14 protein-coding genes and 1 pseudogene are annotated in these 20,211 nt (G+C 24.1%); 9 read left to right on the top strand and 6 right to left on the bottom strand.

The features are described 5' to 3' along the window. Nucleotides 1-91: 91 nt before the first annotated feature. The 3 genes and pseudogenes from AACK81_RS01810 to AACK81_RS01800 all read right to left on the bottom strand — a co-directional run bounded on the left by AACK81_RS01810 (nucleotide 92) and on the right by AACK81_RS01800 (nucleotide 5,775). Nucleotides 92-298 (bottom strand): hypothetical protein, encoded by a 207-nt coding sequence (locus AACK81_RS01810; RefSeq protein WP_338962026.1) that lies wholly within the window; start codon nucleotides 296-298, stop codon nucleotides 92-94. After that, nucleotides 286-795: pseudogene (locus AACK81_RS01805) on the bottom strand (ankyrin repeat domain-containing protein); the annotation flags it as partial. The pseudogene AACK81_RS01805 and the gene AACK81_RS01810, both read right to left, overlap by 13 nt. Nucleotides 796-1,047: 252 nt before the next feature. After that, the gene (locus AACK81_RS01800) at nucleotides 1,048-5,775 is read right to left on the bottom strand and encodes an ABC transporter permease (RefSeq protein ID WP_338962024.1); all 4,728 of its coding nucleotides are present in this window, start codon (nucleotides 5,773-5,775) and stop codon (nucleotides 1,048-1,050) included. A gap of 324 nt (nucleotides 5,776-6,099) precedes the next feature. On the opposite strand from AACK81_RS01800, the gene AACK81_RS01795 reads away from it, so the two are divergent. After that, a complete protein-coding gene (locus tag AACK81_RS01795; RefSeq protein WP_338962021.1) occupies nucleotides 6,100-8,223 on the top strand; it encodes a hypothetical protein in 2,124 nt (707 codons plus the stop codon). Between the two features lie 210 nt (nucleotides 8,224-8,433). Beyond that, nucleotides 8,434-8,706, top strand: a complete 273-nt coding sequence (locus AACK81_RS01790; protein ID WP_338962018.1) for a hypothetical protein — start codon at nucleotides 8,434-8,436, stop codon at nucleotides 8,704-8,706. A gap of 104 nt (nucleotides 8,707-8,810) precedes the next feature. Here AACK81_RS01790 and AACK81_RS01785 read toward each other — a convergent pair whose 3' ends face one another. The 3 genes from AACK81_RS01785 to AACK81_RS01775 form a co-directional block, all read right to left on the bottom strand. Beyond that, the gene (locus AACK81_RS01785) at nucleotides 8,811-10,346 is read right to left on the bottom strand and encodes an ABC-F family ATP-binding cassette domain-containing protein (RefSeq protein WP_338962015.1); all 1,536 of its coding nucleotides are present in this window, start codon (nucleotides 10,344-10,346) and stop codon (nucleotides 8,811-8,813) included. Nucleotides 10,347-10,480: 134 nt separating this feature from the next. After that, complete coding sequence (locus AACK81_RS01780; RefSeq protein WP_338962012.1) at nucleotides 10,481-11,104, bottom strand: hypothetical protein; 624 nt, start codon at nucleotides 11,102-11,104, stop codon at nucleotides 10,481-10,483. 548 nt (nucleotides 11,105-11,652) lie between these two features. Then, nucleotides 11,653-11,820 carry a hypothetical protein gene (locus AACK81_RS01775; protein WP_338962009.1) on the bottom strand — a complete coding sequence of 56 codons (168 nt, stop codon included), beginning with the start codon at nucleotides 11,818-11,820 and terminating at the stop codon, nucleotides 11,653-11,655. Between the two features lie 906 nt (nucleotides 11,821-12,726). On the opposite strand from AACK81_RS01775, the gene polA reads away from it, so the two are divergent. From polA to AACK81_RS01740, 7 genes are all read left to right on the top strand, one after another. Further along, the gene (gene polA / locus AACK81_RS01770; RefSeq protein WP_338962006.1) at nucleotides 12,727-15,351 is read left to right on the top strand and encodes a DNA polymerase I; all 2,625 of its coding nucleotides are present in this window, start codon (nucleotides 12,727-12,729) and stop codon (nucleotides 15,349-15,351) included. Between the two features lie 67 nt (nucleotides 15,352-15,418). Next, nucleotides 15,419-16,249, top strand: a complete 831-nt coding sequence (gene mutM / locus AACK81_RS01765; RefSeq protein WP_338962004.1) for a DNA-formamidopyrimidine glycosylase — start codon at nucleotides 15,419-15,421, stop codon at nucleotides 16,247-16,249. Between the two features lie 173 nt (nucleotides 16,250-16,422). Further along, nucleotides 16,423-17,544: a DnaD domain protein gene (locus AACK81_RS01760; protein ID WP_338962002.1), complete on the top strand. Its 1,122-nt coding sequence runs from the start codon at nucleotides 16,423-16,425 to the stop codon at nucleotides 17,542-17,544. A 45-nt stretch (nucleotides 17,545-17,589) separates the two neighbouring features. Continuing rightward, the gene (locus AACK81_RS01755) at nucleotides 17,590-18,519 is read left to right on the top strand and encodes an ATP-binding protein (protein ID WP_338961999.1); all 930 of its coding nucleotides are present in this window, start codon (nucleotides 17,590-17,592) and stop codon (nucleotides 18,517-18,519) included. 973 nt (nucleotides 18,520-19,492) lie between these two features. Continuing rightward, complete coding sequence (locus AACK81_RS01750) at nucleotides 19,493-19,915, top strand: hypothetical protein (protein ID WP_338961997.1); 423 nt, start codon at nucleotides 19,493-19,495, stop codon at nucleotides 19,913-19,915. Then, complete coding sequence (locus AACK81_RS01745) at nucleotides 19,887-20,057, top strand: hypothetical protein (protein ID WP_338960340.1); 171 nt, start codon at nucleotides 19,887-19,889, stop codon at nucleotides 20,055-20,057. The genes AACK81_RS01750 and AACK81_RS01745 overlap by 29 nt, the downstream gene beginning before the upstream one ends. Next, nucleotides 20,050-20,211 carry a hypothetical protein gene (locus AACK81_RS01740; RefSeq protein ID WP_338961994.1) on the top strand — a complete coding sequence of 54 codons (162 nt, stop codon included), beginning with the start codon at nucleotides 20,050-20,052 and terminating at the stop codon, nucleotides 20,209-20,211. The genes AACK81_RS01745 and AACK81_RS01740 overlap by 8 nt, the downstream gene beginning before the upstream one ends.

Here is a 20,211-nt window from a genome sequence, read left to right as displayed (position 1 = left end):
TTTTTTTAGTTTTATTAAAACTTAATCGGTTGATTTTTTCTTCAAATACATGTTTCTCATTATTAGCAATTTCTTTTTCTAATAATAAATTTTAAAGTTGATCAGTTTTAATTAAAATATCCTTATTTATATCTTTGTTCTTATTAACACAACCAAAAGTAAAAATAATAATAATATAATTTAACACTGAATTTATTTTTTTCTGTTCAAAACGTGCAATATCTCTTTCAATATTGGTAATTTTTTTAGTTATATTTAATAAATTTTTTTGATTTTGTTTTATTTTTAATTTTTTCATTTTTTTAAAAAAAATTCAGAAACTTTCTTATCTTTTGAAAAATCTTTGGCAAAAGATAAACTATCATTACCCATTTTATCTTTCTCAATAAAATTAGCACCTTTTTCAACTAATAAATTAATAAATTTTAAATCAGCATTACCCATTATAGCATAATGTAAAGGAGTATTATCTCTATTATTTTTGGCATTTATATTAGCACCATATTTAATTAATAGATCTGCAGTTTCTAAAAAATTATGAAAACATGCATAATGTAAAGGAGTATTACCAGAATTATCTTTTTCATTTATATTTAAATTATTTACTTTATTAGTAAGAAAATAAATAACTACCTTATTATTACCATTTTTTAAAAAGTAAATAAAAAGTTTTTGATCAAAAACTTTTCTTAAGTTTTCATCTGTTAATATTCTTTTTGCTTCATTCAATTCTTGCATTTTAAGTTTTGATTGAGGATTATTATTTTTATCTGGATGAGTTTTTAGAGCAGTCTGTTTGAATTTTTTTTAATTTCTGCTACTGATGCTGTTGGTAATACATTTAATATATCATAATAATTAAAAATTAATGATTCATCTTTCAAAATTCTTTTTTTCTCCTTTCAAATTAAAAAACCCATTTACTTTAAAAATAAAGTAATGAGTTAAAAACAATATTTAGTTTTCAAATAAAGTATACATATTTGACTATTAATTTGGTAAATTTAAATATTTAAATTTACCAAACATTCTTTAGTGAACTTTATTTTATTCATCAGATTTTAATAATTCAATTAAATTCATTTTATTTAATTCATGATTATTAATAATAAATGTTGATATATATATACCACCAATTATGATAAAACTTACTGGTAATATTCATCATGTTATTGTAAATGGTAAAGCCACACCAACAAAACTAATAAGAATATTAATTAAACCATAAATAGCAAGGTAACCTAGGGCAAACCCTACAATATAACCAAGTAATGCTCAAGGTGTAAAAATACCTAAAGTAAAAGAATTAATTTCTAAATTAGTATATCCTTCTGCTTTCATATGAGCCATAAAACGACGAAATTGATCGGTAAATAAATCAGTAATCATAATAACAATTAATATTGAACAAATAATCGTTGTCACAATAAATAAAGCACTAGCACTGAAAGCAATATCTGATATTTTAGTAAGCATTGCTTGTTGTCTTGATAATAAATAATTTTTTTTAACCATTGGTATATTTTGATTACCACTTAAACTAGTGGTTGCATAAATAGTATAATCATCTAAATTTGATTTAAAACTCATTCTTCCAATTAAATCAAAAACATTAGCATTAGCACTTAACTTACCATTAAATCATTGAAATACATCCGTTCCTGAATAATAAGGATTATCATCAATATAACTATAACCCATAATTTCATTAGCTCATTTTTGATCAACATAGGCTTTAGGAGTATCATAAGAATCTTGAATTCCCACAACTTGATATGTATGAAGTGGATTATCATTACCCGTAATATTTTTTCATCATGTTGGCATGTTATTTTTAATATCTGCTTGTAAACTATCAGCATTAATATTATTTTCTTTAGTTAAAATATTATTATTAACCATTCCCATAAATCATTCTGCTGGGCGGTTTAATAAAATACTTAATGGATCTTTAGGATCAAATCCATTATATGGCTTTACCAAATCATATGAAAAAGGTCTAATTCATTTACCTGTTGAATCGGAAATACGTGATAAATCAAAATCAATAGTTTTAGCATTATCAGCTATTGGAATTTTACCAGTTTTAGCACTACCACTAATATCAGAAGGCAATTTTAATCAAATATCATTAACATTATTTCAAGTACTAGGTTCATTATTTATAATTGGTTGTCCTTTTTCATTATACATACCATTATACCTAGTACCATGGATATCCCTATATTCTTTACTATTATCAGATAATTTTATTTTTTGATCACCACGATAATTTCATTTTGTTCCACTTTTTGATCAGATGCCACCATTTGTAGTATAAGAATCTGTTGGTGGTGTTTCACCGTAATATCAATTTTCTTTTGGTAAAGGAATACTTTTACCATCAATATTTTTATAACATAAAGTATTAACTTGTGGTACACCACTAAATTGTGAACCAACATCTAATCCAAATTTAGATTGAAAAGCACGATTGATAACCATTGGAATAGCATTAGCATTAGCATTATATTTTAAAGCTTTAACTTCATCATTTTTTAATACTAACATTGCAGTATTGGGATTAATCCCAATAACATCCATTAGTTCTTTTTTAGCAATTTTTGTACTTTCATCAACACCAACTTTAAACTGTGTTACTAATTCTTCATCTGGTCCATTAATATCGCCATTATTAGTAGTTTTTGGATTAAAAGCAATAGAATTATGACCAATACTAAAATAATCATAAGGATCTTCTTTAATATTAGGTCTTGGCAAACTATCAATACTCTGACGAACAAAGCCCGGTAATACTTGCTTTAAAATTTCTTTAATTGCCTCTGGACCAGGTGGCACTCCAGGATTGGAAACTTGCAAAATATTAGGTAATTGACCACTTGCAAAATTAACAATATTATATGAAAATATTTTTGATGGTGTATTATCTTCTTTACTTAAATCAGTTATTAACTGATTACTAAAAGCTTTGCCACCTAATCAACTATATGATCAAACTAAATCATTAAGATCTAATGTCCCTGTTGATTGTTCTTGATAATAAGAGGACATTTTTTTTATAAACTCTGCTCTTTCAGATTCAGGAAAAGATGAATCAAAAGTAAAAATATCAGCAAAATTATTAGTTAATTTTTCTTTTTTAAACAATAATGGATTATATCATCCAACACGTGCCTTTTTCTCATCATAAACAATTTTATCTTCAGGTCAAGGCATAGCACCATAAGTTGGATAATACTTCTCACCACTTGGTCGATTAAAAAAATCTCATGAATATAATCCATATTTACTCATCGGCATATTCGGCATTGGTGTTTGATACTCATAATAATTTTTATATTTTTGAGTTTTGAAATAATTAACTTTTAAGCTATTAATAGTGGCAGGAACTAGTGTTGTTGCTACAATTGAAAGTGAAGCTAAAGTAATAACTCCCGAAGTAACTAAAATCTTTTTTCAACTAGTTTTTGACAATGATAATAAAAAACGAAGACGAAAATTATTTTGTAAAAACTTGCTAGTTCTATTTTTAGGAACACCTAAAGCTAAATCACTATCTTTTTTAATTAAAAATAAAGGATCACGTTTTAAAAGACGAAAGGCAGTTAATAAAGTAACAATTGTAATAAAACCAATAATTAAAACAATTGAAATAAATAATGGAACAACATCAAAGTTAAAAACATTATATGGTAAAACAAATAAAGTATTAAAAATCTCAGTTAAATATACCTGAATTACAAGACCAACAATTCAGCCAATTGGAATTGCAATTAATAGCGTTAATAATGGATATGCCAAATAAGAAATCGTAATTTGTCATGTTTTATAACCTATTGATTTTAAAATACCCATTGAAACTTGTCCATGTTGGATTGCCTTTTTAACAATTAAAGTGGTGATAAAAATAACAACCGCTAGTAAAAATAATACTCCTGCTATTGCTGCAAATAAAAATCCAATTATTGCTGAATTAAATATCTTTTCTTTACTATTATAAAGCGAAAACTGACTATTACTACTTGTAACTACAGGATTTGGATTAATAAGGTATGTAGAAGATGATTGTGGTGTTGAATCTGTATTACCATATTTCTCAACTAAATACTTATTATAATCATATTGATTTAAATCACTAACACCATTATCACTAAATATTGTTTTTTGAAAAAAATCATTAAATAAATCAACATCAAATTCATGAATACTATTTTTAGGAATATTATTTCATTTTGTAAAATACATTAAAGTATTATCGGTTTTATCTGCTGTCTTATATCAATTTCCATCATTTCATGCTGAAGGTGTAACATAAGCAATAAATTCAGTTCTTGTATTAGGAATTGGATCTAAGTCACTAATCGTTGGATAAATATCATAAGCATCACCACCAATACCACTAACAATAAAGTCAGTACCATTAATATTAATATGATCGCCTGGTTTATACGCTTTATTACTTTTATTTTTTCTTGCATATTGTGGCGTAATAACTATTTCATTTTTACTTGTTGGTGCAACACCTTCAAATACTTTTAGATTAGTATGATTTAAAGCATTAGGTAAACCAATATCAATAATTTTAGTATTAATTTGAGTATTATTAATTACTCCAGCACTGGCAGTAAATTGATTACGAACATATAAATCACGCATTTGTAATGCTGCAACCGCACGAATTAAATATGTAGAAAATGCATCTCTTTCAGTGCCATCACTAATCACATTATAGTTAAAAGGTGAATGATAACCAATAGAAGTATTAGTAAAATTAGTATAAATATTACTATCTGATTCTGTTACAGAAAAATTACGATAAATTCTCATTCATTGACCATTCATACCATAATCATTATCTAATCTTGGATCAGGTTCAGTTTCCTTAACTACTTTAATAAAAAGTTCATTTCTTTCTGTTGGATCTTGCAAATTAACACTATCAGGAATAGTAGCATCATTAGAAGAAGATCTAAAATTTATTTTATTTTCTAAAATTCAAGTGGTAACTTTATCATTATCAGTTTCCTTTAATATCGGATCTGTTGAATGTTTTGTAATCCATTCCTTAATAAAAGTATTAATAGATTGAAGAATATTGGGTGCTGTTTTTTTTAAAAAAACATCACGATATAAATCATCTGTTGCTGTTTTAAAATGGTTTTTTAAATTTTCATTAGCAGCATTTTTTGATTTTAATAATAATTGACCATAGATGCTTGCTTTAACATTATTATTATTCAAATTAAAAACTAAAGGATTATCCGGATTTGTTCATCTTATATCATTAAACCCAATAATATTGCCTGTATTATCACGAGTATAATCAATAGTTAAGTTATCTTTAGTGATTGGTAGTATTTCTTGATCTGTACCTATTTTTGTATCATCAAAATAAAGCGCTTTAGTACTTTTACTATTAGTTCCATCTTGAACATAAAATCGACCTAACTTTAAACTAAAAGCTTGATTAGCAATTTGTTTAATACCTTGTGACACTGGTGAATAAGGTAAAACAGCATCAAACTTAAGATCATTTAATCCTAATTGATTACTTCCTTCAATCATTCTAACGTATGATATTCAACTTCCAGTAACCAACGAAGTTGCAAAAGCAGTAAGTAATAGTAAAATAACTAATTGTAATTTACTTTTTCATGTAGCAACTAAAGTCTGCTTTAATAGTAACGCATTCTTAAATAAACTTTTTTTTGATTTCTTATTAGTAGATACCATTTTTTTATTATTCGCTTTTTCGCGTTTATTTAACCTTGCCATTACAGTTCTCCCTAATTCCTGAAATTAAAATTTTGCATTTAATTTTAATTATTAAGTTCACATATGGATTAATAATATCACACTTATACAAAATTAATATATAGGATAATTTTAAAATAAATAATAGATAGTTTTTATAATGTTTAATTTTTCTCTGTTTGATATATTACCATATTTAAATTGTTTATTTAAATAAATTTTAAAATTAAAATAACTAATGATACAATTTGTAAGAAATGAATTTAATTATTTTCAGAGTTAAATATATTAAATTTTAGTAAAATAAAATTGACAAAAATAACACTTTATTTAAGGAGAACTGCTATGAAAAAAGTATTTACCAAGTTAGGAATTATCTTAATAGCAAGTGCCACTATTTTACCTCTATCGGCTTGTACCTTTAATTTTTATGTTAACCGTGTAACTAATAGTATCGCTAAAAGTTTTGCTGACCAAACTTCTGCTTTAATTAAAAGTATGGTTATGTCAAAAGAGTTAGGTGCTGATACTAGTAGTACTAATGATGATATTATGGGAAAAATTAAAATTAATAGTATTAATAATTTAACTAAAAATACTAGTTTAAATAATTGAGGTGATTTACAAACACGTTGAGGGAAAAATGGAAAAATTGATGTAAATAACTTTGATCCTGATAATTTTTTTAAAGCTTCTGGAACAGGTGAATTAACTAAAACCATCAATAGTAAAAAGCAAGTTAATGATGTTTTTTCATCACTTGATTATATTAGAACTATATCAATTATGGCTAACCCGCAATTAGAAAATATAGTTGTAGGTGCTGGTATGGACCCCATTTCTAGTTTTTTAAAATCATTACAAGGTGACTTAAGCAGTTTACCAGCTGGATTACAATTAGTTGCTAATTTAATTAATAACTATGGTTCTAATTTTTTAAATCCGCTAACTAGAATATTTGGTAATTTAGTCAATGGCAGTTGATCTGATCAACAAACTTCTACACCCACTGATGAAGAAACATTAACTAAGTTTATGAATAATTGAAAAGATGATAGTGGTCAACCTTATAGCGCTTGAAATGATGATGGAAAATGAAAAATAAGTCCAAGTTTTGGTCAATTTCCTGGTCATAAAGTTGAAAATTGAAAATCAAAACAAGATTATGATTTATATCATGGTGGCACTTTAATTAATTACTTGTTTTGAAAAATGAGTGAAGACAATAAAATTTTTGGTAAAGATGGTAAAACTCCAAGGTATTTAGGTAATATTCTTTCAGAATATATAACTGTTAATGGTATAAATCCACCGGATGTTCAATCTGATGATAAAGGATTTTTTGCTGATATTGAAAAATACTTTCCCTATCTTTTAACTAACCCACTTTATATCTTAACAATTATTGAAGCAATTATTCCGGTTATTAAAAAATGAATATTAGATATGCCCGATATTACTGAAGGTGTTAAAAACTTAACAATTGGTAATGATTATCCATCAAAGCCAAGTGCTGGTAGCTATAATTTACTTGACATTATCAATACTATAAAATCTTTAATTAACCAACCAGAAAAATTAAAACAAATACTTCTAACCGTATTTGGTAAAACTACAGCAGAAACTCGTGGTTTCGATACATTTCTTTATGATGTTAAACTTAATTTAAAAGTTAAAATTGGTCCTTTACCTATATCAGCAAATTTAACCTTAGGCGGGCTTATTGGTGATAGTGCATATGATCCTAGTCCATTAATTGATACCATTATCAAAGCAATTAATACAGATAGTGTTAAAAACATTATTACTAGTATTACTGATCTAATTACCAAAATTTCAGAACAATACCCAGGTAATGAAGGTATTAATATTGATCTACAAGATTTAGAGAATTTTTTATTTAATAATACTACTGGTCTCTTAATAATTCTTAAAAATGATACTATTGTTACTCTAAAAAACATAATTAATAAAAGTGATGTAACAGCAACCGATGTCGAAGAATTATATAAATCATTAGGTGGACACATTAATAAAGATGATCCAGAATATCCAACTTTTACTCAGGGTTCAATACTTGATATTTTACAAAAAACTATGCTTGAACCAAACAGTCAACTAAATAATATCTTAAATTTATTACTTGGTACTACTGATGAAAGTCATAAATTAGGAATTAAAAATATTATTACTGCTAATAATAATCAATGAATTAAAGATAACTATGAAGTTTATTTTGATGCTGATAACACAACCGGCATTAATAAAAAAATAGGTAATACTTCTAATATTACTATGACTAAAACTACCATCAATAATATCGAAACAATTAATTTAAAATATGATTTTACATATAAAATTAAAAACACTACATATCATTTTATTATCACTGCTATTGATATTGAAAATTTAATTGATTTTCAAGGTATACGTACTTTTAAATTTAAAAGTATTACTTTAGTAAAATAAAAAACTAATTTTAATGTATTATTTACTAGATATTTAATAAAAAAATAATAGTTATCATAATAATAATTATTTTTAACTATAAAATATATGACTATATACTATACAATTTTAATTTTAATGCTATACTTAATTAAGTGCTTATTAATCTCATTATATCAGATATTATTATCAGATTTATCAATTAGGCGCCAGAAAGAAGAGGCATTGTTAATGGAAAACAATCAAACAATAGAAGCATTATTAGAAGAAATTAAAGTTTTAAAAGAAACAGTAATTACTATTAATGCAAGTTTAACAACACTTGTAAAAATCACAGAAGAACGTGAAAAACGTTTTGTTGAACGTGGAGCAAGAACACAAGGGGATAGAAATTCTTCTGATCGTGGAAACTTTAGACCACGTTCTGACCGTGGTGATTCTAGTTGAGGAAACAGTGGTGGATTTAGCAGACGAGACCGTGACGACCGTAATCGTAAAGGATAATTTAAACAAATAAAAAAAAACTTATAACTAAGATTTAGTTATAAGTTTTTTTTTATTTGTTTAAATGTATAAATTAAATATTAAAAATAACTATTTTAATTTCACTAATTTGTTAATTTTTCAAAATCTAAAACCCCATCAACTCAACTATTATTAAAATTAGTATCATGAGTTGTCAATAATACAGTGCCTTCAAATTCTTGCAATGCTTTTAATAAAGACTCTTTAGCTAAAACATCAATATGATTAGTTGGCTCATCTAAAATTAATAAGTTATAAGGTTTTAATGCCAATGCTGCTAATCTAACCTTAGTTTGTTCACCACCAGAAAGTAAGTTCATTGGTTTCATTACTAAATTACTACGCAAACCAAAACTTGCTAAAATTCTTCTAATCTCAACATCATTTAATTTAATATCTAACTCTTTTAAATAATTAAATGGAGTAGTACTAGTCATTACTTCAGTTTGATGAAAATACGCTACTTGCATTCGATCATCTAAATTAATATTTCCAGCAAGTGCTGGAATATTACCAGCTAACGTTTGCAAGAAAGTAGTTTTACCAATTCCATTATACCCTTTAACAACTCACTTACTACCAGTCTTAATAACAAAAGTAAGCGGCTTAATTAATGGTTTATGATAACCTATTTCAAGGTTTTTAGCTTGGACAGCAATTGAACTTGTTGTTTTATAATACTTAAAATAAAACTTTGGAGGAGACTGGATTTGCTGTTTTTCTAAAACATTAATTTTGGATAATTGTTTTCTTCTTGATTCAGCACTTTTAGCAGTCGAAGCACGTGCTGCATTTTTACTAATATAAGTTTCTAATTTTTCAATTAATTTCTTTTGATTTGAATATGCTGATTCATATTGACGATGATGTAAACTTTTTTGTTCTAAAAAACTTTCAAAATTACCAACATAACGAGTAATCATATAATTATCAATATCAAAAATAATATTACATGTTGTATTAATAAAATTACGATCATGTGACACCAATAAAAATGCACTAGGGTAATTTTGTAAAAACTTAGTTAATCAATTAATTTGTTCAATATCCAAAAAATTAGTTGGTTCATCAAGTAATAAAAAATCATCTTCATTTAATAATAATTTTGCTAATAACACTTTTGCTCTTTGACCACCACTTAAACTACCTAAAGTTTGTTCTAAAAGTTGTAAATTAATACCCAATCCATCAACTAAACGACCAATTTTTTTACTAATAGTATCAAATCCTTGGTGTGTCAATTCATCTTGAATTTTCATTGCTTTCGTTAATAACTCTTCACTATAATTATTAGCCATTTCTGTATATAAGTTTTCCATTTGTTGTTCGCGTTCAAAAAGTTTTTGATAACTTTCACGCAAATATTGTAAAACTGTTAATTCTAAATTAACCTCTTGATGTTGATCCAAATACCCAATTTTAATTTTAGGATGAATATTTAAATTAATATGATCTGCAGATACTGTTCCATTAATAATATTTAATAATGTTGTTTTACCAACACCATTCATACCAATTAATGCCACATGTTCACCTTTATTAATTTGTAAAGTGGCGTTTTTATATAAAACTTTTCCACCATTAGCATGTGTTAAATTCTCAATTGTGACAATACTCATCTTATACCTCATTAATATTTTTTAATTACTTAGTAATAATAACATGAATATTAACCATAAAATAAGAGAAAAGAGAAAATAGTATTAATTTTATAGATTAAAATTTTATTATTTTCAACAAAATTGTTAACTTATTAATTATATTGAAATAAACATTTTACTTTATTTCAAGTATTAGTTGAAATTGGAATATTATTAATACTCTTTGCATCAAATTTTTCTTGAGTTTGATGAGACAATTTTCTATTTTTAATTATATTAATATTTTGTTCAAAACTTGGTCTAATTTCATCAAAAGGTATGTTTTTTTGAGAACTTAAATAGTTTTTTAAAACTCTAGAATTGATATTATGAAAATCTATTTCTTTTAAGTCTTCCATTTCTAGTTTTTTTGCTTTTTTTAATTCTACCAAGTTTCACATTTTTTTTAATAAAGGTTTAATTCCATATTCTTTTAGTAACTGAACGCCTAATACTGCTACAATTGCTAAAACTATACATCAACCTATAGGCAGAGCAGTAAATGTTGCTATTCCCAAAGCTGCAGGAGTTCATCAACAAAGAGCCATTGCAAAGGGAATTTTAAGAGCAAGAACAGAAATAATTCCCGAAACAAACCCAAAAAGATAAGTTTCAAGGGTAAAAATAGAAAATTTTCCAACTCACCTACCTAATTTACCTAAAATATTTTTACTTTCTTTAATCTTTTCATCATTATTAATGACACCATTAATATTTTCTTTATTTTTAAAATCCAAAATAGATTTTTTTCTAATAACTACTTGATTATCATTTTCATTTTTTATGAATTGACTTTCTTCTAAAAGTTCTTTTTTACAAAAATAAACTCTATATTGTTCTATTATTTTTTATTCAACATCAGTTTCTTTATTATTAATATATACTATCTTTTCTCATATCTCATCATTACTAAAATAAATTCTCGTCACAATGCAAGGACCATTATCTTTATCTTTTATTTTCTCAAAAAAATATTCATAAATTATAATATCCTTATTAATTTCTGTTTTATATACAAAATCATTTTCTGATTTTATTTTATATGTTATTAATTCTCTCTGTATTTTCTCTTTATTTTGATGTAAAGGTTCATCTCTAGTAATTCATCGACTTTTTTTACAATATCACTTATGGCTTTTGCTAATATCTGTTTCATTTTTTTCTCCTTATTTGATTAAAAAATAAAAAACCCATTTACTTTAAAATAATAAAGTAATAGGTTTAAATAAAAACTCATATACACACCAAACATCTTGTTATATTTTATATAATTTTTAAAACAAATTTATTTTTTCAAACTAGATCCCGCTTTGTTTTGTTTTTGTTGTTTTTTTTCTTCTTCTTTTTCTCTTTTTCATCTTTCTCTAGTTTCATTCACATCATTAATTTCCCATTTAGCAACTTTGCTTAAATCTGTTGGGCCATTAGGTTCTGTTTTTCATGGGTTTGACATTTTTTAATTTTCTCCTTACTTTAAACTTGAATATTTTTTCTCCATTTTAAATATTAAATATCCGACATCATTATATATCTTTTTTATTTTATTACTTTTATTAGTGTTTAAAAATTTCATAATATGTAAAAATTTTTACTAAAAATAAACACTCCATTAATGTACTAAGATTTTTTATAAAATTAAGATAAGTAAGGTAAAATTATTGCAATTTTTCCAAAAATATTTATCAAAAAAATCAAAAACTTATATAGAGTATGAATATATTTTTGAAAAAAAACTGAAAATATAAATTATTTCTAAAAATAATAACAAATTTCCTTGCAATTTAAATATTATTTGTTATTATTCTTATAAGGATTTAGATAGCCTAGGTCCTTTAAAATTAAGGTAATATGTCAAAACATTATTCAATTATAATATTTTTAAATATAAAAATTTAAAATTAATCTAAAACCCCTAATTTAAACTCTATAACCCCAATAACCTTAAATTTTATTTATAAATACCCCCCCCTTTTTTTTTTATAAATGACATATTATCTTAGCAATAATTCTTGTGTAGACAAGAGCTGAAAAGCTCTTGTTTTTTATATATAAAAAAGAAAAAATGAATTTAAAAATTAAAAATTGAATGTTATAATAAAACTTAAGGATCTATTTATAAATATCCTTAATATTTAAATAATTAAGTTACAGAACTCTAATCACTATAAATATAATAATTCTCTTAAAATTAACCCTAAAACCTTATATTTATAATGTTTTCTACACAATTAAATCTGTAACTTAATTATTGTTCGATAGCAAGAAAAAAATCTTGTTTTTTTTATATGCTAATTTTTTAATTTTATATGAAGTTATACTTACTTATTGTTATAATAATTTTATGAAATTAGGTGAATAAATGAAAAAAGCATTAATTATTGATGGTAATAATTTATTATTTAAAGCATATTATGCTACTGCATACCAAGGAGTTAATCTACATTCGCTACAGGGTATTCCAACTAATGCCGTCTATGCTTTTATTAGAATGCTGACTAAGTACTTAAAATCTAACAACTATGCTAGTGTTTTTGTTGCATTTGATGCTGGTCGTAAAACATTTCGTCATGAAACTTTAGCAACATATAAAGGAAAAAGAAGTGAAACTCCGGTTGAGTTAATTGAACAATTTAATTTAGTTAAAATATTTTTAGACTTAGCACAAATTCCTTGGGGACAAATAAATAATTATGAAGCTGATGATATTATTGGCAGCATTGTTAAAAATAAAGTTGCTAGTAATTATCAAATTGATATTATGAGTAGTGATAAAGATTTATTACAACTATTAGATAACAATATTAAAATTCTTAATCCACAAAAAGGGATGAGTGATTTAAAGGTTATTACTATTTCTACATTTCAATCAGAATATGAATTATTACCTTATCAAGTTACCGATTTAAAGGGATTAATGGGTGATAGTTCTGATAATTTACCTGGCATTAAAGGAATTGGTCAAAAAACTGCTATTAGTTTATTAAAAGAATATGACACATTAGAAAACATTATTGAAAATGTAGAACAATTAAAACCAAATGTTAGTAAACTAATTAAACTTAACTTTAATAATGGTATTATTTGTAAACAACTAGCACAACTTAATTTAAATACACCAATTACTGGTAATTTAGAAACGTTTAATTATAATGTTGAAAATTTAAATAATGAAAAGTTACAAGACTTTTACAAACAATATAATATGAACTCTTTATTAACACAAGACACTAATCCTAAAACTAATAAAAATAGTACATCTCACGTTCAAATTATAAATAAGTGAAGTCAAGAATGAAATTGTGATTCAAATTACTTATGATTAGAAATTTTTGGTGATAATTATAATTGTGATAATATTATTGGTTTTGGTATTAAAAATAAAAAAGGAACATTTTATATTAATAAAATCAATGCAATTAATTGTTCTAATTTTCAACATTTCTTACAAAATAAAAAACTACAAAAAATAACTTGAGATTTAAAAAAGGTTATTATCGCAGGACTACGTTTAAAATTAATAATAAATAATATTATTTTTGACCATATGTTAGCTGCTTACCTTCTTTATGCTAATGAAAAAATATTACCAGAAAACATTGCTGTTATGCTTAATGTCAATGTTAAAGATAATTTAAGCGCTGATGATTTCTATGGCAAAGGTATTAAAAAAAATATTCCCAATGATGAAAAAGAAATAGCTATTTTTTTAGAAAAAAAATTAAATTTTTTAACAGATTCTCATCTCATTCTTATAAAAAAATTAAAAGATACTAATAACTGAAATTTATATCAAGAGATTGAACTACCTGCTGCTTTTGTATTAGTAAATATGGAGTGTAATGGTGTTAACATTGATCAAAAAAAATTAAAACTACTAACTGATAAAACTTTACTAAAAATCCAAGATTTAGAATTACAAATTAAAAAAGAAAGTAATAGTAATTTAAATCCAAATTCACCAAAACAAATTAGTGAATACTTATTTAAAGAATTAAAATTACCTAATTATAAAAAAGGTAGTACTGCTTTTGAAGTTTTAATTAGTTTAAAAAATCAACATCCAATCATCGATATTCTTTTAGAATATCGTAAATTACAAAAATTATATTCCACTTACTTACTTGGTTTACAAAAATATATTTTTGATGATGGTAAAATTCATAGCATTTATAATCAAGTGCAAACCAGTACTGGCAGGTTATCTTCATTAGATCCTAATATGCAAAATATTAGTATTCGCGATAAAAAGCAAAGAGAAGTTCGCAAAATCTTTATTCCAAGCAAACCACATACTAAAATACTATCCTGTGATTATTCGCAAATTGAATTAAGAATATTAGCTCATATTAGTGAAGATGAAAATTTAATTAAAGCTTTTCAGCAAAAGCATGATATTCATCGCGAAACTGCAAGTAAAATATTAAATATACCTTTAGCAGAAGTTACTAACGAACAAAGACAAAATGCAAAAGCTATTAATTTTGGCATTGTTTATGGCATTTCTAGTTTTGGTTTATCACAACAAATAGGAATTAAAGTTGAAGATGCTAAAATATTTATTAATAAATATTTTTCGGTTTTTCCAAAAATTAAAAGTTATATTAATAATATAATTGATTTTTGTGAAAAAAATCGATACGTTCAAACAATTTTTAATCGTAGAAGAGAAGTAATGGAAATTACAAATAAAAATAAGGTGATTCAAAATTTTGGTAAACGAATAGCAATGAACATGCCAATTCAAGGTAGTGCTGCTGATATTTTAAAATTAGCAATGAATAAAATTTATGAAGAAATAAAAAAACAAAATATTGATGCAATATTAATTGCACAAATTCATGATGAATTAATTTTTGAAGTTGAAGATAATAAAGTTAATGATGTTATTACTAAAATTACTAAAATTATGTCTAATGTTACTAAATTAAAAGTTCCCTTATTAATTAATACTAGTATTGGTGATAACTGATTTGAATTAAAATAAATTTTTAAAAATTTATTAATATTTAAAATAAATTAGTTTATTATATTTTATTGGAAGGAAAATAAAAATGCCAGAATTACCCGAAGTTGAAACTGTTCGCAAAACTTTACAACCACTTTTAACTAATCATAAAATTATTGGTGTTAGAATTCTTTTAAATAAAATTATCAAAACACCAAGTATTGAACAATTCACAAAACAAATTATTGGACAAACAATAAATGATGTTCAAAGAGTTGGTAAATTATTAATATTTATATTAGATGATTATGTATTATTAAGTCATTTACGAATGGAAGGAAAATATTATTTTCAACAAAATAATCAATCAATAAATTGAAAACATGTCTTATTAATATTAGAATTAGACAATAAATACGAATTAAGATATCATGACACAAGACAGTTTGGAACCTTTCATTTACAAACTAAAAATGAATATCAAAAAATAAAACCTTATATTAATATTGGTCCAGAACCTTTTAATAAAAATGTTACTGCTGAATATTTAAAAAATAAATGAAAAAATAAAAGTCAAAGTATTAAAGCAACATTATTAGAACAAAATGTTATGAGTGGTTTAGGAAATATTTATGCAGATGAAGTATTATTTTATGCTAGTATCCATCCGCAAAGTATTACTAAAAACTTAACACTTAAACAATTACAAGAAATCATTAATAAAGCAAAATTTGTGCTTAATAAATCAATAAAACTTGGTGGATCAACAATTAGTAGTTATACTTCAAGCCTTGGTGTAACAGGTTACTATCAACAAGAATTACAAGTTCATACTAGAGCAAAAATGCCTTGTTTTAAATGCCATACTATTATCAAAAAAATAAAAATAAACCTTCGCGGAACTTACTTTTGTAATCACTGTCAAATTAAATATTAACTGTGGAAAACTCAAAAGTATATATTAATAAAGAATATTTTTAATAAAAAAAAGTGGAATAAATGTGGATAAGTATGTGTTTTAATCATTTCACTTTATTTATATTCTTTATGTGCATATAATTATCATACCATGAAAGAAATGGATAGTAAAAAGAAAGTTAGGAAATGAATATGAACAGAACAATAAATGATATTGATATTTTTAAGTTGAACCAATCAGAATATATTAGTAACGAAGATTACCAAATTTTATTTATGTTATATCAACCAATAATTGGTATTGAAGCAATAAATTTATATTTAACTTTAGTTCAAGAAAAGTTATTAACAAAACGTATTAATCTTGATTTCAATCACGGACGAATTAAATCTTTATTAAAAATAACTTCCACTCAATTACTTGTTGCTTTCCAACAACTTGAATCTGTTAACCTTATTAATACTTACTACTATTCTTTAAAATCTACTTACATTTATCAATTGTGTTCTCCCTTATCTGCTGATGATTTTTTTGCTAATACCCATTTAAACTCAGAACTACTTAAACAATTAGGAACTTTAAATTATGAAAGACAAAAATTTTATTTTTTGAAAAATGATATTGAAATTACAGAAAATTATGTTAATATTACTCAACAGGAAAATACTATCCCTCAATCTTTAAAATTAAAAACAGCACTTAATAATATTTATGCTAAACAAGAACAAACATCAATCTCTAGACCAATTTATTCATTTCAAAATAAAAATCAAATTAACACTATGAAAGTCAATTTAAATTCTAATGGTAATACAATTATATCTAGAGATAATTCTAATGTTATTAATACCACATTAAATTTAATGCAACAAAAATTACCTGAAGAATATTTAAAAAATTTAACTGGTAAAATACCAACTGATAAATTAAAAACAACATTAGAAATATTAACTAATAACTTTCAATTAAATAATGCTGTAATTAACTGCTTAATTGAATATGTTTGATTTAAAAATAATAAACGTTTAGAACCAAACTATATTATTAAAATTGCTGAAACCTTTCAAGAAAATCAAATTAATACTATTGATGATGCTTTATCTCATTTAAAACTTGCTTATGCTCGTAGCAAAAAAAATCCACAGCAACAATTTCAACAAGAATCATTATGATCTACTACAGAACAATCAACAACAAATAATTTCAATAAAAAATTAATTAAAAAATATAAGGTTGATAATATTAATAAAAAAGATATAACATTAACTCAAGAAGAAATAAAGAATATTTTAAAGGAATTTGATGCCCATTAATTTAATTATTAAAAGACACTATTATTAAGTAAGGAAATGATTATCATGAAACTTAAAGCGACAACTATCTTAAAAGAAAACATTAACAATGCTGAACTTCATGACTTTATTAAAAAAAACAACTTAACTAACAGCAAACTAGAACCATATGTTGAATTATTAAAAACTTATATTGATAGCTACAATTTATGTAAAAAACGAGAAAATCTTAGCAAATGTCTACAAAATGTTAAAGGATATCGTTATAAACTAGTAATGTTACCTAATCAAAAAATAAGTTTAGTACTAACCGATTGTCTTCATTCTATTAATAGATCTGTCCAACAACAAGTACATAATAATTTTTTAATTAAATACTATGATGATAAACTTTTATCACTTTCATGAAGTAAAAATTTTAATGTCTCAACTAATGCAAGAAAAGAAATCATCCAGTATTTACATCAATCTTTAAAACACAAAAGTTATCAAGGTTTATACTTATATGGTGACACAGGTAGTGGCAAAACTTTTATTTTTATCTTATTTGCAAATAAATTAATTCAAAAAAATCAAACTGTTTGTTTTATTGTATGACCTGAATTTGTTATGGACATTAAAAAAAGTTTTAAAAATGATACTGATACTAATCAGCAAATTGAACAATTAAAATCATGTGACTTATTATTTATTGATGATTTAGGCGGTGAAACCGTTAGCGCTTGAGAGCGTGATGAATTATTATTTAGTATTCTTAATGCACGAATTTTACCATTAAAAACTACATTTATTAATTCTAACTATAGCATTAGTGAACTATATCAACATTATTATTTAAAAAATAGTAAATCAGAAGAAATTAAAGTTAAACGCTTATTAGAACGTATTCAAACTTTAACTATACCAATTGAATTAACTGTTGAAGAATCACAAACTACAATTGAAAATATTAATATTGACAATATTAATAATGAAATAGAATATATACCAATATAAAATATAGTATTTTTCATAAAAAAAGGGCGGTTGTCAAATTTACGAAATAATTAATTATCATATTAGTAACTTATTTCCAATATTACCATTTAAAAATGATGATAGACAAATTAAATTCTCTTTTACCCTTAAATTTAAATTTATATTCGACGTATTTTAAAAAATATACATTTAAAAGATAAAATAAAAATTATTAACAAGGAAAAAGACAAGAAATAATCTTGTCTTTTTTTGTAATTGTAAAATTTTAAAATTTTTATTATTAACATCCTTTAAATATCTACTACACGCAGTGACCAAGTAGGAGAAGTTAATAATTAATAACCGTCTTTAACGCTATTATCAACACGTGTTAGGGAACTAAAAAAGTGAACTACAACACAGTTGTTAAAAATAGTAGCTAGTATGTGGACTTGCATGGATAAATAAAAAGTGGAGTGATACCTAATAAAATATACTAACCATTAATGGTAATTCTTGGGGTGGGAGCGAATTGGAAACTAGTATATATAGACCTGTTGTAGGGACCTATTGTATTAATTCTATTCTTTATTTAACCAACCTTGCCACTCCCCAGTGAGCAAGTGTTGGTTTTATTTTTTATTTTTTTTGAAAAATTTTTTTGGGCGAGAAAATAAATTTAAAACTTGTAAAAAAAATTAAGCGGTGCCGGTTCAATTAAAATATTAATTTGTTCAACACAAATTAAATAAATATTGAATCGAATGCCTCAATGTTTTTTAAAATTTCATAATTTATTTTTGAGCCCAGTTTTCATGGAATGAATAAAACGAATAGTAGTATTATTAATAATCTAAAAATCAAAATATATGTTCTTTATGCTAGAAGCAACAGAACATATTAGGAAAGGATTATTATGCAAATATAATTTAAAAAAGAACAAATTGTTAAAGATAGACCACAATCTATTCTTATTGATTATGGTGAATATAAATTACAATGTCCAAAATGAATGGTTAAAAATAATAGTTTTATTGCTGATGATAAATATACATATTGAGTTTTTAATTTAGAAAATATTAAAAGAGAATTAAGTGGTAATGAATTAATAAAATTATTAGAACCATATATTAAAGACCAAAAAATAACTGTTAATAAACCAACTGCTCCAAAACAATATTATCTTAATGATATAAAACTTGAACCATTAAAATTTTATGAACAGCATAATAGTTGATTTATCGGTGAAATAACAGATAACAAAACTAAAATTACTAATCCTTGTTTTAAATATAACATTACGTGAGAAGAAAACAGAAAAGGTTTTAAAATAAATAATCCATATAAACATGATGATTTACCAATTAATTATATAGTTACTTCTTATAAGGAAATTTCAACTCATAATGAAAAAGTATTTTTGTTGAACATGTAAACAAAATAAATTAGATTATTTATTCTTTAATACTAATGATATAAAAACAAGAAAATATTTTTTAAGAGATAAAAATGGTAAAGCAATTTGTTATGACTGTATTTTAAATATTAGGTTAAGTAGGAGGTATAAATATGGATAAAGAAAAATTAATTAGTTGATTAAATTTAATTTTAGATAGTGATATAGAACAATATAATAAAGAAAAAGACATATATTATTTAAATAAATTAAAAGGTTCAATTGATATTATTAAAATTTTAATTAATAAACTACAATGCAGAGAATTTGATTAA

Origin of the sequence: Spiroplasma endosymbiont of Lasioglossum villosulum (assembly GCF_964020195.1) — a bacterium.
In the GTDB taxonomy this organism is placed as follows: Bacteria; Bacillota_I; Bacilli_A; order Mycoplasmatales; family VBWQ01; genus Spiroplasma_E; species Spiroplasma_E ixodetis_A.
Note: the sequence above shows the minus strand (reverse complement) of the source record. Positions and strands in the feature narration are given on the sequence as shown.